The sequence below is a fragment of the Lachnoclostridium phocaeense genome (genome assembly GCF_959599685.1).
Taxonomy (GTDB): domain Bacteria; phylum Bacillota; class Clostridia; order Lachnospirales; family Lachnospiraceae; genus Claveliimonas; species Claveliimonas monacensis.
Map to the genome: position 1 here is coordinate 36,487 of NZ_CAUGIN010000016.1, position 15,781 is coordinate 52,267.

At 50.7% G+C, this 15,781-nt stretch carries 15 protein-coding genes; all 15 read left to right on the forward strand.

Annotated features, from left to right (window positions below; genetic code table 11):
• The first annotated feature begins 10 nt into the window (after window positions 1-10).
• Complete coding sequence (clpX, locus tag Q5911_RS08820) at window positions 11-1,441, forward strand: ATP-dependent Clp protease ATP-binding subunit ClpX (RefSeq protein ID WP_076776262.1); 1,431 nt, start codon at window positions 11-13, stop codon at window positions 1,439-1,441.
• Window positions 1,442-1,542: 101 nt separating this feature from the next.
• Window positions 1,543-3,249 carry a S8 family peptidase gene (locus Q5911_RS08825; protein WP_076776264.1) on the forward strand — a complete coding sequence of 569 codons (1,707 nt, stop codon included), beginning with the start codon at window positions 1,543-1,545 and terminating at the stop codon, window positions 3,247-3,249.
• Between the two features lie 19 nt (window positions 3,250-3,268).
• Complete coding sequence (locus Q5911_RS08830; protein ID WP_303182417.1) at window positions 3,269-3,559, forward strand: hypothetical protein; 291 nt, start codon at window positions 3,269-3,271, stop codon at window positions 3,557-3,559.
• Window positions 3,560-4,009, forward strand: coding sequence for a signal peptidase II (locus Q5911_RS08835; RefSeq protein ID WP_076776267.1), 450 nt, complete (start codon window positions 3,560-3,562; stop codon window positions 4,007-4,009).
• Window positions 4,010-4,033: 24 nt separating this feature from the next.
• Complete coding sequence (locus Q5911_RS08840; protein WP_303182418.1) at window positions 4,034-4,945, forward strand: C39 family peptidase; 912 nt, start codon at window positions 4,034-4,036, stop codon at window positions 4,943-4,945.
• 168 nt (window positions 4,946-5,113) lie between these two features.
• On the forward strand, window positions 5,114-5,632 hold the full coding sequence (locus Q5911_RS08845) for a hypothetical protein (RefSeq protein WP_162610269.1): 519 nt from the start codon (window positions 5,114-5,116) through the stop codon (window positions 5,630-5,632).
• A gap of 75 nt (window positions 5,633-5,707) precedes the next feature.
• The gene (locus Q5911_RS08850) at window positions 5,708-6,148 is read left to right on the forward strand and encodes a hypothetical protein (protein ID WP_242957751.1); all 441 of its coding nucleotides are present in this window, start codon (window positions 5,708-5,710) and stop codon (window positions 6,146-6,148) included.
• An 81-nt stretch (window positions 6,149-6,229) separates the two neighbouring features.
• Window positions 6,230-6,328, forward strand: coding sequence for a GNAT family N-acetyltransferase (locus Q5911_RS14945; protein WP_143468814.1), 99 nt, complete (start codon window positions 6,230-6,232; stop codon window positions 6,326-6,328).
• An 88-nt stretch (window positions 6,329-6,416) separates the two neighbouring features.
• Window positions 6,417-6,665, forward strand: coding sequence for a DUF3781 domain-containing protein (locus Q5911_RS08860; RefSeq protein ID WP_087173799.1), 249 nt, complete (start codon window positions 6,417-6,419; stop codon window positions 6,663-6,665).
• A gap of 205 nt (window positions 6,666-6,870) precedes the next feature.
• Window positions 6,871-9,471 (forward strand): ATP-dependent chaperone ClpB, encoded by a 2,601-nt coding sequence (clpB, locus tag Q5911_RS08865; protein ID WP_076776279.1) that lies wholly within the window; start codon window positions 6,871-6,873, stop codon window positions 9,469-9,471.
• Between the two features lie 147 nt (window positions 9,472-9,618).
• Window positions 9,619-10,944 carry a DNA polymerase Y family protein gene (locus Q5911_RS08870; protein ID WP_303182419.1) on the forward strand — a complete coding sequence of 442 codons (1,326 nt, stop codon included), beginning with the start codon at window positions 9,619-9,621 and terminating at the stop codon, window positions 10,942-10,944.
• 171 nt (window positions 10,945-11,115) lie between these two features.
• Window positions 11,116-11,985 carry a YitT family protein gene (locus Q5911_RS08875; RefSeq protein WP_076776285.1) on the forward strand — a complete coding sequence of 290 codons (870 nt, stop codon included), beginning with the start codon at window positions 11,116-11,118 and terminating at the stop codon, window positions 11,983-11,985.
• Between the two features lie 96 nt (window positions 11,986-12,081).
• Window positions 12,082-13,293, forward strand: a complete 1,212-nt coding sequence (locus tag Q5911_RS08880) for a carboxylate--amine ligase (RefSeq protein WP_226394285.1) — start codon at window positions 12,082-12,084, stop codon at window positions 13,291-13,293.
• Between the two features lie 27 nt (window positions 13,294-13,320).
• On the forward strand, window positions 13,321-14,037 hold the full coding sequence (locus Q5911_RS08885; protein ID WP_303182420.1) for an aspartate/glutamate racemase family protein: 717 nt from the start codon (window positions 13,321-13,323) through the stop codon (window positions 14,035-14,037).
• Between the two features lie 47 nt (window positions 14,038-14,084).
• Window positions 14,085-15,605 (forward strand): Mur ligase family protein, encoded by a 1,521-nt coding sequence (locus Q5911_RS08890; RefSeq protein WP_303182421.1) that lies wholly within the window; start codon window positions 14,085-14,087, stop codon window positions 15,603-15,605.
• Window positions 15,606-15,781: the final 176 nt, after the last annotated feature.

Below are 15,781 nucleotides of genomic sequence, written 5' to 3' on the forward strand. Positions count from 1 at the left end.
AGGATGTATCATGTCAGAGAACGAGAACAACAGAAATGAAAACGAAATAGAAAAAGTAGAAGACAAAGATGTGCATGTGGAAGATACAAAGAAGGATGACGGCTATGAGAAGTTCTGCTTTATCTGCCACAGGCCCGAGAGTGTGACGGGAAAGCTCATCGACCTCCCCAACAATATTTCCGTGTGTTCGGACTGCATGCAGAAGAGTTTTGACGCCATGACAAGCGGTCAGATCGACTACAGCAAACTGATGAACATACCGGGTGTCCAGATCTTTAACATGTCGGATCTGGAAAACGCGGCTCCCCGCCAGCAGAAAGTCAAGAAGAAAAAAGAGGGGGAGGAGAAGACGCCTCTCATTGATATCAAAAATATTCCGGCTCCCCACAAGATCAAGGCTAGACTGGACGAGTATGTAGTGGGGCAGGAGTATGCCAAGAAAGTGATCTCCGTGGCAGTGTACAACCACTACAAGCGGGTGGCCACAGACACGATGGATGATATAGAGATCGAGAAATCCAACATTCTTATGATCGGGCCCACCGGTTCGGGAAAAACCTACATGGTGAAGACCCTGGCCCGGCTGCTGGATGTGCCTCTGGCCATCACAGACGCCACCTCCCTCACCGAGGCCGGCTACATCGGGGATGACATTGAGAGCGTTGTGTCCAAGCTTCTCGCGGCGGCAGACAACGATGTGGAAAAGGCAGAACAGGGCATCATCTTCATTGATGAGATCGACAAGATCGCCAAGAAGAAGAATACTAACCAGCGGGATGTGAGCGGTGAGTCTGTACAGCAGGGAATGCTCAAGCTTCTGGAGGGCAGTGAAGTGGAAGTGCCGGTAGGGGCCAACAGCAAGAACGCCATGGTGCCTCTGACCACGGTCAACACCAGGAACATCCTCTTTATCTGTGGCGGCGCGTTCCCGGATCTGGACAACATCATCAAGGAGAGGCTGACCAAACAGTCTTCCATCGGTTTTAACGCGGACCTGAAGGATAAGTATGATCAGGACAAAGACCTTTTGTCCAAGGTATCCACAGAAGACCTGCGAAATTTCGGAATGATACCGGAGTTCCTGGGACGTCTTCCCATTATCTGCACCCTCCGGGGACTGGATGAGGATATGCTGGTCAAGATTCTGAAAGAGCCTAAGAACGCCATCCTCAAGCAGTATCAGAAGCTGCTGGCGCTGGATGAAGTGAAGCTGGACTTTGACGAGGACGCCCTGCGCGCCATCGCCAGAAAGGCCATGAAGAAGGATACGGGGGCCAGGGCGCTGCGCGCCATTATTGAGGACTTTATGCTGGATATCATGTATGAGATCCCCAAAGATGACAGCATCGGTCAGGTCACCATCACGGAGAGCTACATAGAGGGTACCGGCGGGCCGGTCATCACCCTCCGGGGACAGGCTCCCCTGCGGCTGGAGAGCTAGGAAGACAGAAGGAAGGCCGGGAAAGTCCTGGGATTTAAAAACGTCATAGAGTGATTTTCACCTCATATACTGAATACAAAAGTATATGAGGTGTTTTCTATATGGCGGACAGACAGATCTGCCGTCAGCGGATCCTCTCGGAAGAGTACAGGGATTTTATTATACAGTCAGAAGGAAGCAGGATCGCGTTTACGGTGCCGGAGGAACAGCTCTGCCGGCAGAAGACCCAGGCCGGGTACGATGTGATCTACGTGGAGCAGGTGCTGGCGGACCCTCTGAATTTCGGTAGTTTTACGTACAGTTCTATCCCGCAGTGCTACACCCTCCTGGATATGGCGGCTATGGGACAGGCGGGTATCACTCCGGTACAGAACTACCCCACTTTGGAGCTGATGGGAGAGAATGTGATGATCGGATTTGTGGACACAGGTATCGATTATACGCATCCTGTGTTCCGAAACCTGGACGGGAGTACCCGGGTGGAGGCGATCTGGGACCAGACTGTCCAGGACGGAGAGATGCCGGAAGGTTTGTTTTACGGGAGTGAATACACAAGGGAAGCTATCGACAGGGCACTAAGGGAGGAAGATCCTTTTTCGGTAGTGCCCAGCCGGGATGAGAATGGACACGGCACCTATGTGGCCAGCCTGGCTGCCGGGGGAGCGGACGAGGAGAACCAGTTTCTGGGGGCAGCTCCCGAGGCGGTGATTGGCGTTGTCAAGCTGAAGGAGGCGAAACAGTATCTGCGGGATTTTTACTATATAGCGGAAAATGCGCCCTGCTACCAGGAAAATGACATTATGCTGGGCATACGGTATCTGGCGGAACTGGCAGCAAAGAGGGGGCTTCCCCTGATCCTGTGTATTGCCCTGGGGAGCTCTATGGGTGGGCACAATGGCACCACTCCTCTCGCGGTGATGCTGGAATACTATTCTAACAGTATCAACAAAGGGATCGTAGTTGGGACCGGCAATGAGGCCTCCATGCGTCACCACTTTTATGGCATGCTGGAGAGTGCGGAGGATCAGGAGGAGGTGGAGATCCGGGTTGGGGAAAACGTGCGCGGATTCGTGGCAGAGCTGTGGACAGACATACCCAACATCCTGACTGTATCCCTGGTCTCCCCCTCCGGGGAGGTGCGGGGCAGGATCCCCATTATCCAGGGAGGCAGCTCCCAGTTCCGGTTTGTCTTTGAGGGTACTCTGGTGACTGTGGACTATCGCCTGCTGGTGGAGAGAAATGACTCCCAGCTCATCTTTTTCCGCTTTGGAGCGCCGGCTCCCGGCATCTGGAAGATCCAGGTGGAGCCGGTGCAGCTTGCGGGAGGCGCCTTTCACATGTGGCTGCCTGTGCAGGAGTTCCTGGACGGGGAGGTCTACTTTCTGCGCTCCAATCCGGACATCACTCTTACCTCCCCGTCGGCAGTGCGCTCGGCTATCACAGCGGCTTTCTACAATGGGCGGGAGAATAGTGTTGATATTCATTCCGGCAGAGGATATACTAGAACTGACAAGATAAAACCGGATCTGGCAGCCCCGGGAGTAGATGTGAAGGGGGCGCTGCCAGGCGGCAGGTTTGCTGTCCGGTCCGGTTCCAGCGCGGCTGCGGCCATCACGGCCGGTGCTGCGGCGCTCCTGATGGAATGGATCCTGTACTACACAGGCAGCAGAGGGGCGGACACCCTTCAGCTCAAGAACCTGCTGATCCTTGGAGCGCGGCAGAGACCGGGGGAAGCGTATCCCAACAGGGAGTGGGGATACGGAACGCTGGATCTGTACAGGACGCTGGACCGCTTAAGACAGATCTGAGGCAAAGGAGAGATGAATTATGGCAGATTTTTTTGATGAATTTGGGAAAAAAGTGGCAGATGTGGCGAGTGATCTGAGCAAAAAGGCGGGAGACACGATGGAAGTCCAGAAGTTGAAAAGTGAGATCCGCTTTTTGAAGAGGGGCAATCAGAGAGATTTCGAGGATATCGGAAAAGCCGTATACGAAAAATTTACCAAAAATGAGATACAGGATATGGACATGATCGCTCTGTGCGAGGCCATCGAGAAGAGAGATGAGCAGATCGAGAAATACGAGGAGCAGATCGTGCGCATAAAAGAGGAAATGTAAATGATATTCTATACCATTGCAGCGGCGGCCGCGGCTCTGGATCTTGGGATCAAGCAATATGTCCTGGACAATGTGGCCGAGGGACAGGACCTGGAGATGGTCGGCGGTCATCTGATCCTGCGGAAAGTGTACAACCGGGGCGCCGCTTTTAATTTGCTGGAGAAATATCCTCAGTTTGTGATGAAGCTCTCAGCTCTGCTGGGAGCTGTCCTTCTTGTGCGGGATGCATTTCTTATGAGAAAAAAGGGACATACAGTGGAAAAAGCGGGGATGATGCTTCTCACCGGAGGAGCGTTCAGCAATCTTTACGACCGCACCATGCGGGGAAAGGTCGTGGACTATTTAGCTTTTAAGAGCAGATGGAAGAGACTTTCCAGACTGACCTTTAATCTGGGGGATATTTGCATTGCCGCAGGCGCTCTGCTGGCGGCCTTGTCCATCAGAAAATAACCATAGCAGAAGAGGAAGATAGACGTGATACATATTTGGAAAGACAAAAAGCGAAAATCTGCGGATGGCAGCAGAGGTCTGAAGGAACAGAGAGACAGAAGAAAAACACAGAGACTGATACTGGGGACAGCTGTCCTCATCCTGGCAGCCGGCATTGCGGGGGGCTTTGCCATGCACTATGCCGAGCAGCAGAGAATCCAGGAGGAAGCCCGGCAGAGGGAGGAAGAACGCCAGAAGGAGCAGGAGGCCAGGGAGCAGCAGCTCACACCGGAGGAGAAGAAAGCCCAGGAGATCGCTGCTGTGAAGGAGCAGGCGAGAGCTGAGGGATGTCCGGACGAGATCATTGGCCTTATTGACCAGAATGAGGAGACGCTGGATTTTGTGCGGGACTATGCAGAGAATAAAGATAAGCCTGTTCCGGAGACGGTGGAGACATCTACAGGGAACGGGGCCATTCCCCACTTTCTCCAGTGGGACGAGCGGTGGGGGTACAGCTCCTACGGCACAAGCACCATTGCCTCAAGCGGCTGCGGTCCTACCTGCATGTCCATGGTCATCGTGGGACTGACCGGCGACACGACAGCCACCCCCTACCGGCTTGCGAAATACAGCGAGGAGAACGGTTTCATAGACGGGGAGAACAACACTTACTGGGCTTTCCTGGACAGCGCCGCCCGGCAGTGGGGCCTGACCTGCCAGGAGGGAATGATGGATGAGGGAACCCTCGCCGCCCAGCTGCAGGCAGGACACCCTGTGATCTGCAGCATGCTGCCGGGGGATTTCACGGACGGGGGACATTTCATCGTGCTCACCGGCTATGAGAACGGCCAGGTGACGGTCAACGACCCCTTCAGCATCAGCAACACGGAGAAGACCTGGAACTACAGCGATATCTCCGGCCAGATCAAGGAGATGTGGACGGTCTCCAGAGGATGATGAAAAAATATTTGAAAGGGAGCGGACAGATGATGTTCCGCTCCCTTTCTGTATGGCCATTCCGTATGAGCGAGAAATAGAATGACAGGGGAATATTCAGGGTGTTATAATAGGCTAAATAGATTGATGATTTGGAAGTTGTCGAGCAGAAAATTGGAAGTTGTAAGGGTGATTAAAATGATTTCAAGAAGCTTTCGAGTGTTTGGAACGAAAAAAGATTTAGAAAATATATTCAATGAATTTCAAAAAAACAATATAGTAAACTATTATCGGTGCGGTAAAAGCGATAGCAATAAAATAACAGACATTACTAAAACAGATAATTTTGGCTTTTCTCTTAATGGAAGTCATATAGGAAATCAGTATCTTGTTATAAAAAGCGATAAAATAGTACGACTTGATAATTATAAACATATAAATCAAAAGTCAAATGAAACAAGTATTGTTATTGATTTGGGTGGATTATATGCTGAGAATACTATTTTGCCTACAACGGTATCTACAATTTGGTATGATAATGAAAGTAGCAAAAAAATATACAACAATTTAAAAAGCATTATAAAAAGATATTCTGTTAGCATGATCAATGGATATATGATATTAAAAAATGCTTATGATAAAAAAGAGCAATTAAGATTTGTGACTATAAGTGCTCAAAGCCCAAAAGAATATGATTTAAAACTATAATTCCAAGTTGACTAAATTATAGTTTTTCAAGAAGTCGAACAAGACGACAAATCGAAGTTTGTGGAGGGAATGGCAATGAAGAAAAAAATAACATTATTATTAAGTTCATTGCTTGTATTTGCTATAATTGCAATTCTTATATTCGTAATATACAGGTCTTCTGAATCATATAGAAAAGACCAAGCTACAGGGAATATAACACAGTGGGATTGCTCAGTATCTTGTGCAGAATCCTCTGACGAGTATGTAATAACTTATTCTGATGTAAAGGTTATATCCCAAACAGGAGCACTGACGATTCAGAATAGAAATGATTTTGATATTGTTGTTCACTTACTAAGCGCGGGAGAGAAGGAAATTGTTTCTGATAACATTCCCGCAGGTGGCAGCTGTTCTTTTCTGAAAGTAACCGATAAAGAATATACAGTGGGTGTTCATGCCGAAGTAGATGAAAATACGGAAATAAAGGTATTTGTGTATGACGGTAAAAGTACGGAACCGTACGCAATATATTAGGCGATTAATAGACAAATACCAGTTATAGAGTTGAGAAAATCGCAAAAGATATGAAACTTGATTTGAGATGGGACGCCTAAAATGTTATTTGTTTCAAATGAATACAGAGGACAAGGAGTAGGAAAACAGTTACTACAATATGGTATTGAAAATTATGCAATAGGTGAACTGGTTGTATAGGGGAATCCATATCCATTATTGTATATGAAAAGAAATTGACAAATCCCTATTTGTATGACGAGCGATAAACTGGAATTTAAGGAGAAAAATGGAAAATAAAAAGATATTACTTGATAATATTGACAAAATTCATACAACTGAAATGGGAGTTGGTAGAATAAAAAGAAATCTAAAAATAGATACAGATGATGTTGTTGAGTATTGCAAAAATAAGATGCTAGATAAAAAATGCAATATATACAAACGAGGTAAAAATTGGTATTGTGAAGTTGAAAATATCAAAATCACTATCAATTCAGATAGTTATACAATTATCACGGCACATATTGTTAAGTAAATCCTAAGTTGCTGAACAGGAAATTAAAAATTGAAAGTGAGGATATTATGGGAATTTTTACTAGGTTGGGGTAGACGGTTGAAAAATTCAGAAATTAGCACTCGAGTGTTGACAGTGCTGATAAAAAGTGTTATATTCCTAATAGAACAGGAAAACCAGGTGCCTGAGAGGGCGCCTTTTCAGTGAAAGGCAAGGAGGGACCTTTATGAATATAAATAAATTTACACAGAAATCCCTGCAGGCGGTCCAGGACTGCGAAAAGACAGCAATGGAGTACGGCAACCAGGAAATCGAGCAGGAGCATCTTCTCTATGCTCTGCTGACCCAGGATGACAGCCTGATCTTAAAGATGATGGAGAAAATGGGACTGGATAAAAATCTGGTCGTGGACCGGGTGGAGCAGGCCATAGCAAAGCGGCCCAAGGTGCAGGGCGGCCAGCCCTATGTGGGACAGTATCTGAACAAGGCACTCATAAGCGCCGAGGACGAGATGAAGCAGATGGGCGATGAGTACGTCTCTGTGGAGCATCTCTTCCTGGCACTTCTGAAGCATCCCAGCCGGGAGATAAAGCAGCTCTTCCGGGAGCTGGGCATTTCCAGGGAGGGCTTTTTGCAGGCTCTCTCCACAGTGAGAGGCAACCAGAAGGTGACAAGCGACAATCCGGAGGCCACCTACGATACTCTGAACAAATACGGAACAGACCTGGTGGACCGTGCAAGAGACCAGAAGCTGGATCCTGTCATCGGACGTGACAGCGAGATCCGCAATGTGGTCCGGATCCTTTCCAGGAAGACAAAGAACAACCCGGTTCTGATCGGTGAGCCCGGCGTCGGCAAGACAGCCGTCGTGGAGGGACTGGCCCAGAGGATCGTGAGCGGCGACGTGCCGGAGACTTTGAAGGACAAGACGATCTTCTCCCTGGACATGGGCGCCCTGGTGGCCGGTGCGAAATACAGAGGAGAATTTGAGGAGCGTCTGAAAGCCGTTCTTGAGGAGGTCAAGAACAGCGACGGTAAAATTATCCTCTTTATCGATGAGCTCCACACCATCGTGGGAGCCGGAAAGACAGACGGCGCCATGGATGCCGGCAATATGCTGAAGCCCATGCTGGCCAGAGGAGAGCTCCATTGCATTGGAGCCACTACGCTGGATGAGTACAGACAGTATATAGAGAAGGACGCGGCTCTTGAGAGACGTTTCCAGCCGGTCATGGTCGATGAGCCCACAGTGGAGGACGCCATTTCCATCCTCCGCGGGCTGAAGGAGAGGTACGAGGTCTTCCACGGCGTGAAGATCACAGACGGCGCCCTTGTGGCTGCGGCCACCCTCTCCCACAGATACATCTCAGACAGGTTCCTGCCGGACAAGGCCATTGACCTGGTGGATGAGGCCTGCGCCATGATCAAGACAGAGCTTGACTCCATGCCGGCAGAGCTGGATGAGCTCCGCAGGAAGGTGATGCAGCTTGAGATCGAGGAGGCAGCCCTTAAAAAAGAGGATGACCGGCTGAGCCAGGACCGCCTGGCGCATCTGCAGCAGGAGCTGGCAGAGCTGCGGGCTGAGTTTGCCACAAGGAAAGCCCAGTGGGACAACGAGAAGGTCAGCGTGGAGAGAGTGCAGAAGCTGAGGGAGCAGATTGAGCAGATACGGGGCGACATCCAGAAGGCACAGCAGTCCTACGACCTGGAGAAAGCGGCGGAGCTGCAGTACGGGAAGCTTCCGGAGCTTCAGAAGATGCTGGAGGCCGAGGAGGCGAAGGTCAAAGACGAGGACCTCTCCCTTGTGCATGAGAGCGTGACAGAGGATGAGATCGCCAAGATCGTCTCCAAGTGGACCGGCATCCCGGTGGCCAAGCTGAACGAGAGTGAGAGGAGCAAGACCCTGCACCTGGCCGATGAGCTGCACAAGCGTGTGGTAGGGCAGGACGAGGCTGTGGAGCTGGTGACAGAGGCCATCATCCGGTCCAAGGCCGGAATCAAGGACCCGACAAGACCCATCGGCTCCTTCCTCTTCCTTGGACCCACGGGCGTGGGTAAGACAGAGCTGGCAAAGGCGCTTGCCCAGAGCCTGTTTGACGATGAGAATAATATGGTCCGCATCGATATGAGTGAGTATATGGAGAAATATTCCGTGTCCAGGCTCATCGGAGCTCCTCCGGGATATGTGGGGTATGATGAGGGCGGACAGCTCACAGAGGCGGTCAGGAGAAAGCCCTACTCCGTGGTCCTTTTTGACGAGGTGGAGAAGGCCCACCCGGATGTGTTCAACGTGCTCCTCCAGGTGCTGGATGACGGCCGTATCACAGACTCCCAGGGGCGGACCGTGGACTTCAAGAACACCATTCTCATTATGACATCCAATATCGGTTCAGCCTACCTGCTGGAAGGGATTGACGAGAACGGAAACATCAGCGAGGCAAGCCAGAAGGCGGTGACGGACGACCTGCGGGCTCATTTCCGTCCGGAGTTCCTGAACCGTCTGGACGAGATCATCATGTTCAAGCCTCTGACAAAGGACAACATTTACCACATCATCGACCTGCTGGTGGCGGACGTAAACCGCAGGCTGAGAGAGAAGGAGGTCGGCATTGAGCTGACAGAGGCTGCCAAGGCCCGCATCGTGGAGGGCGGATACGAGCCCATGTACGGCGCAAGACCGCTGAAGCGGTATCTGCAGAAAAATGTGGAGACAACGGCCGCAAGGCTGATGCTTGAGGGCAATGTGGGCAGCGGCGACACGATCCTCATAGATGACCAGGATGGAAAACTGACGGCCAGGGTAAAAGAGGGACTGACAGCTGTATAGTAGTCCGCAATATCCAGAAATGAAACACACAGGGGAGGCGCTTTACAGAGGCGTCGCCCCTTTTTCAGTGTATTTATTGACATTTGCGGCGGGCCGGATACAATGAAAGAAGAAATCCGCGGATCCGGGGGGAGAGGAGGAAAGCCTATGTCCCGCATCATATTCCATATCGATGTCAATTCGGCGTACCTGAGCTGGACTGCTGTGGAGCAGTTGAAAAGCGGCGCCACGCTTGATATCAGGACCATTCCCGCCATCATAGGCGGGGACCGGAAATCCAGACACGGCGTAGTGCTGGCCAAATCTATCCCGGCAAAAAAGTACGGGATACACACCGGAGAGCCGGTGGCAAATGCCCTGCGGAAGTGTCCGGATATCCACATGGAGCCGCCGGACCATGCTCTGTATCACGAGTACAGCAGAAGGTTGATGGAGTTCCTGCACACCTATACGCCGGACATTGAGCAGGTCAGCGTGGACGAGTGCTACCTGGATTTCACCGGTATCGCCCACAGGTATCACTCCTGCGTGTCCGCGGCTTTTGAGATCAAGGACAGGGTGCGGGAGAAATTCGGATTTACAGTCAATATAGGTATCTCCTCCAACAAGCTGCTGGCCAAGATGGCCTCGGACTTTGAGAAGCCGGACAGGGTCCACACCCTTTTCCCGGAAGAGATCAAGGTGAAGATGTGGCCCCTACCTGTACGGGAGCTGTACATGGCCGGCGGTTCCAGCGTGGAGACGCTGAAAAAGCTGGGCATCCGCACCATCGGAGAATTGGCTCAGGCGGACCCTAAGATACTGGAGCTGCATCTGAAAAGCCACGGACGGATGCTGTGGAATTTTGCCAACGGGATTGACGACTCCCCCGTGGTCACCTGGAAGACAGAGGCAAAGGGAATCGGCAACTCCACCACCTTGCCTGCGGACGTGACAGAGTGGGAGGAGGCGGCCAAGATCCTCCTCGGACTGGCCGAGAGCGTGGGCGGAAGACTCAGGAAAGCCGGACAGAAGGCGGGCATGGTCAGCGTGGAGATCAAGTACGCCACCTTTGAGACCAGCTCCCATCAGAAGCAGCTCTTTGCAGAGACGGCAAGCGACACAGGGATATACCAGACTGCCATGGAACTCTTTGATGAGCTGTGGGACGGGCGGCCCATACGTCTTCTTGGCATCCGCACCTCCAAGCTGGTGAGGGAGGATGAGCCCTGGCAGATGAGCATCTTTGACCTGCCTCATGCACAGGCTCCGGCGGGGACAGGGCAGATGGCAAAGAGAACAGCAAAAGCGGGTAAGGGAAGCGTGCCGGGAGAAAAGCCTGCAGAAGCCAGAGAGCAGAAGAGAAGCTCTGCAAACGCCCTGAAGCAGGAGAAACTGTCCCGGGCTCTGGATCAGATCCGCCAAAAGTTCGGGGAGGACGCGGTGGTGAGAGGCAGCTTTCTCAAAAAAGCGGAAGATGACACCAACGATTGACAGACCAGGAACAGACCGATATAATGAATAAGTAAAAGAGCAGCAGCGAATTATAATTCTATAGTTTGCAGCTGCTTTTTTGTGCGATACGCCCGGAGAGAGGCCGCCGCTCTTCCACGAGAGGGCATCCGACGGGCAGCTGTCATTGAAGTGGAAAGGAAGAAAGAATAAATGAAAAGCATCAATTGGAAAGAGATAGGCATGGACATACTGATAGATATTGTAGCAGGTATGGTCATTGCCATAGGAATTTATAACTTTGCCCTGTATGCCAATTTCCCGGTGGCGGGATTTTCCGGCATGGCCATTATCTTGTATCACCTCCTTGGCATTCCGGTGGGCGCGGGGACCATTATACTGAATGTGCCGGTGGCGATCTTCTGCTATAAATTTCTGGGAAGGACGTTTTTTCTGAAGTCAGTGAAATCCATGGTCATCTCATCGTTTCTGATGGACTATGTGTCTCCTCTTCTTCCTGTATATGAAGGAGACAGACTCCTGGCTGCTCTGTGCATGGGCGTGCTGACAGGCGTCGGATACGCGCTGATCTTTATGAGAGGCTCATCCACCGGAGGGCAGGATTTTATCAGTGTGGCGATCAGGAAAGTGAAGCCCCACATGACGCTGGGCGTGATCACATTTGTGCTGGACATGATGACTATTGTGCTGGGAAGCGTGATCGTGTTCAAGGATGTGGACGGATTTATCTACGGCCTTATCGTGACGTATCTCATGGCCACTGTGATGGACCGCATCATGTACGGTATAGACGAAGGAAAAATGACGCTGATCGTTACGGACAAGGGTAAAGAGGTGTCCGGCAAGATCGATGAATACCTGGACAGAGGCTCCACCATCATCAAAGGAACCGGCAGTTACACAGGGCAGGAGAAGGACATTGTCATGTGCGCCAGCAACAATAAAGAAATGTACACCATCAAAAGGCTGGCAAGACAGGTGGATCCCAAATCTTTTACTATTATCATGGAGTCCAATGAGGTGGTGGGAGAAGGCTTTAAGGAAGAGCTGGAAGAGTTGTAAAAGGGATCCCAAAAGGGGCGCATTACTTGACAAGCCAGGGTATTCCTGCGTTATAATATGCTAGTATAAATCTGTACGGAGAGAAGGGCAGAAATCATGGAATTTAAAGAAAGAGAATTCATTCCCGTCCTGCTTGGCGGGGATATTAATACTTACAGTGTGGCTCGGGCATTTTACCAGCAGTATCAGGTAAAATCATACGTCTTTGGCAAGTACCAGACAGGCCCCAGCTTCAACAGCCAGATCACGATATACGAGGGTAATCCGAAGATCGATACGGACGACTATTTCCTGGAGAGGATCAGTCGTTTTGCCGGGGAGCATAAGGATAAGAAAATCCTGCTCATCGGCTGCGGGGACAGCTATGTGGCGCTGGCAAGCCGTCATAAAAACGAGCTGCCGGACAATGTCATTGCTCCCTACATCGACTTCGATCTGATGGACAGCCTGCAGCAGAAGGAGCGGTTTTATCAGCTCTGCGAGAAGCACGGCGTGGATTATCCAAAGACCATTGTATATAAGAAGGAGATGGGGCTTGACTTTGCCTGTGATTTCCCTTATCCGGTGATCCTGAAACCGTCCAACAGCATCGCCTACTGGGAGCACCCGTTCCCCACACAGAACAAGATCTACAAGCCGGGCAGCAGGAAGGAACTGGAGGAGATCATTACCCAGATCTACGATGCGGGATATGACGATGATCTGATCATCCAGGACATGATCCCGGGAAATGACGAGTACATGAGGGTCCTCACATCCTACTCTGACCGGAACGGGAAGGTGAAGATGATGTGCCTGGGACATGTGCTTCTTGAGGAACATACTCCCCACGGCCTGGGCAACCATGCGGTCATCATCACAGAGCCAAATCAGGAGCTCATGGGAAGAGTGAAAAATCTTCTGGAGGATCTCCACTATGTGGGATTTTCCAACTTTGATATCAAATATGACAAGAGGGACGGTACCTACCGTTTCTTTGAGATCAACACAAGACAGGGGCGCAGCAACTACTATGTGACAGGCTCCGGGTTCAATGTGGCAAAATACTTTGTGGAGGATTACATCTACAACCGGGAACTGCCCTATGAGGAGGCCACAGAGGAGCATCTCTGGATGACAGTGCCAAAGGGCGTTGCCTACAAGCACGTGAAAGATCCGGCCATGGTGGCGAAGATGAAGAAGCTTGTGAAAGAGGGGAAAATGGTCAATCCTGTCTTCATGCGGGGCGATCTGAAGCCTATGCGTTTCCTTAGGATGCTGAAAACACACTGGAAACAGTACGGCTATTTCAACAAATATTACCAGTAAACTGTCAGGAATAATAAGGGAGAGCCAATGGGAGAAGGAAAAGAAAAAAAGATACTTGGCGTGATCGGAGGCATGGGGCCGGAGGCCACCAGCTACTTCTATGAGAATGTTATCGCCCACACAAAGGCGCAGAAAGACCAGGATCACATCAACATGGTGATTCTCAGCCATGCGGATATACCGGACCGGACAGAGGCCATCAAGAGCGGGGACAGCGAAAAGCTGGTCCATATGCTGCAGGAGGATGCAAGGACACTGGAAAAGCTGGGGGCAGCCAATATTGCCATCACCTGCAATACATCCCACTATTATTATGAGCAGATCCAAAAGGCTGTGTCCATTCCTATCATTGACATGATCCATGAGAGTGTGGCATATGCAGTGAGAGAGCTCCCGGATGTGAAGCGGATCGGCATTATGGGGACAGACGGGACCATCGGTTCCCGGATCTATCACAAAGAATGCCGAAAGCTGGGCGTGACGCCGGTAAAACCTTCACCGGAGCGGCAAAGAGATGTGATGTCCCTGATCTATGATGACATTAAGAGCGGAAAGAGAGGAGACCGGGCCAAATTTGACCGGGTTATGAGTGAGTTTATGAGAAAGAACTGCGATGCAGTGATCCTGGCCTGTACCGAGCTCTCTGTGTTCAAGGGCAAGCACGAGATACCCACCATATGTCTGGATGCCATGGATGTGCTGGTGCGGGAGGCCATCCTGCGCTCAGGGGCAGAATATCAATAAAACCAGTAAAAACATACATAAGAAAATCATTGAGGGAGATCAGTTAAATGGGAAAGATGCAGTATTATACCGTGAAGGATTATGTGGAGCTGCTTGAAAAGAGGGGTATGCTCCTGGAGAACAGAGTGGAGGGGGAAGAGGACCATGTGATCCGCAACCTTACTTACAACTCAAAAGAGGCAGGGGCTGACACCATGTTCATCTGCAAGGGCGCGGCTTTCAAGATGACCTATCTGCGGGAGGCAGTGGAGCGGGGAGCTGTCTGCTATATCAGTGAGAAGGCCTTTGACCTGGAGCAGCAGGTGCCCTGTATCCTTGTGAAAGACATAAGGGAGGCCATGTCCGTGCTGGCCAATTTCTTCTACAACCGTCCCTGGGAGAATCTGGTGGTGACAGGAATCGGCGGTACAAAAGGAAAATCTACCTCCGCTTACTACATGAAGGCTGTGGTGGATGATTACATGGAGGCTCTGGGGAAAAAAGAGAGCGCCGTCATTTCTTCCATTGACATCTATGACGGAAAGAGCCTGGTGGAGTCCCACATCACCACACCGGAGGCAGTGGAGCTGCAGCAGCACCTGAGAAATGCGCTGGACTGCGGTATTGAGTACGCAGAGATGGAAGTCTCATCCCAGGCGCTGAAATATCACCGGGTGGACGATATGCGGTTTGATGCGGCTATCTTCCTCAATATCTCGGAGGACCACATCAGCCCCATCGAACACGAAGACTTTGAGGACTATTTCACATCCAAGATGAGGATGTTTGCCAAGGCGGACCGGGCTTTTGTCAACCTGGACGCAGATCATATTGAGCGTATCCTGACATACGCCAAAGACGCGAAAGAGTATTTTACCTTCAGCACGAAGAACCCGGAGGCAGATTTCTACGCCTACAATATCCGAAAAGACGGGCACGAGACGCTGTTCTCTGTGAAATGCGCAGATTTTGACGAGGAGTTTGTCCTCACCATGCCCGGACTTTTCAATGTGGAAAACGCCCTGGGCGTCATAGCGGCGGCCACAAAGCTGGGCATCCCGCGGGAGTATATCCACTCCGGTCTTGAGAGGGCCCGGTCCAGCGGACGCATGGAACTCTATGCCAGCAGAGATAAAAGCAAGATCGCTATCGTGGACTACGCCCACAATAAACTGAGCTTTGAAAAACTGTTCTCTTCTATGAAAGAGGAGTATCCGGATTACGATATTGTCGCAATCTTTGGATGCCCGGGAAAGAAGGCCCTGATCCGCCGCCGCGATCTTGGGACTGTGGCCGGACAGTACGCAAAGAAAGTCTATCTTGTGGCAGAAGATCCGGGATATGAGCCAGTGGCAGACATATCTGCTGATATTGCCCAGTATGTAAAGGCGCAGAATTGTCCATATGAGATGATCGAGGACCGGGGAGAGGCGATCAAGGCTGCCATCGAGAGTTCTGAGGGCAAGACCCTCTTCCTTGTCACAGGAAAAGGTGCGGAGACCCGTCAGAAGTACGGCAGCGACTACCTGGACTGCCCGTCCGACGTGGACTATGTGAAAAAATATTTGGCAGAGTATGACGAGAGATGATCTGGTCACACTGCTGCTGTGAAAAATGGATTATCGTTTGGAAAGAGAGCAGGATTTTCCTGCTCTCTTGTTATTTGCGCTGCTTAAATGTTACGCTTCAATAGCAGATATAAAAAAGGGGAAATTTTTTAAACCGTCTCATTGTATGAGATATTATGCTTCTGTATAATGAATGC

Coding starts and splice junctions, on each gene's coding strand:
- clpX (WP_076776262.1), top strand. CDS start 11: ATGTCAGAGAACGAGAACAACAGAAATGAAAACGAAATAGAAAAAGTA.
- Q5911_RS08825 (WP_076776264.1), top strand. CDS start 1,543: ATGGCGGACAGACAGATCTGCCGTCAGCGGATCCTCTCGGAAGAGTAC.
- Q5911_RS08830 (WP_303182417.1), top strand. CDS start 3,269: ATGGCAGATTTTTTTGATGAATTTGGGAAAAAAGTGGCAGATGTGGCG.
- Q5911_RS08835 (WP_076776267.1), top strand. CDS start 3,560: ATGATATTCTATACCATTGCAGCGGCGGCCGCGGCTCTGGATCTTGGG.
- Q5911_RS08850 (WP_242957751.1), top strand. CDS start 5,708: ATGAAGAAAAAAATAACATTATTATTAAGTTCATTGCTTGTATTTGCT.
- Q5911_RS14945 (WP_143468814.1), top strand. CDS start 6,230: ATGTTATTTGTTTCAAATGAATACAGAGGACAAGGAGTAGGAAAACAG.
- Q5911_RS08860 (WP_087173799.1), top strand. CDS start 6,417: ATGGAAAATAAAAAGATATTACTTGATAATATTGACAAAATTCATACA.
- clpB (WP_076776279.1), top strand. CDS start 6,871: ATGAATATAAATAAATTTACACAGAAATCCCTGCAGGCGGTCCAGGAC.
- Q5911_RS08870 (WP_303182419.1), top strand. CDS start 9,619: ATGTCCCGCATCATATTCCATATCGATGTCAATTCGGCGTACCTGAGC.
- Q5911_RS08875 (WP_076776285.1), top strand. CDS start 11,116: ATGAAAAGCATCAATTGGAAAGAGATAGGCATGGACATACTGATAGAT.
- Q5911_RS08880 (WP_226394285.1), top strand. CDS start 12,082: ATGGAATTTAAAGAAAGAGAATTCATTCCCGTCCTGCTTGGCGGGGAT.
- Q5911_RS08885 (WP_303182420.1), top strand. CDS start 13,321: ATGGGAGAAGGAAAAGAAAAAAAGATACTTGGCGTGATCGGAGGCATG.
- Q5911_RS08890 (WP_303182421.1), top strand. CDS start 14,085: ATGGGAAAGATGCAGTATTATACCGTGAAGGATTATGTGGAGCTGCTT.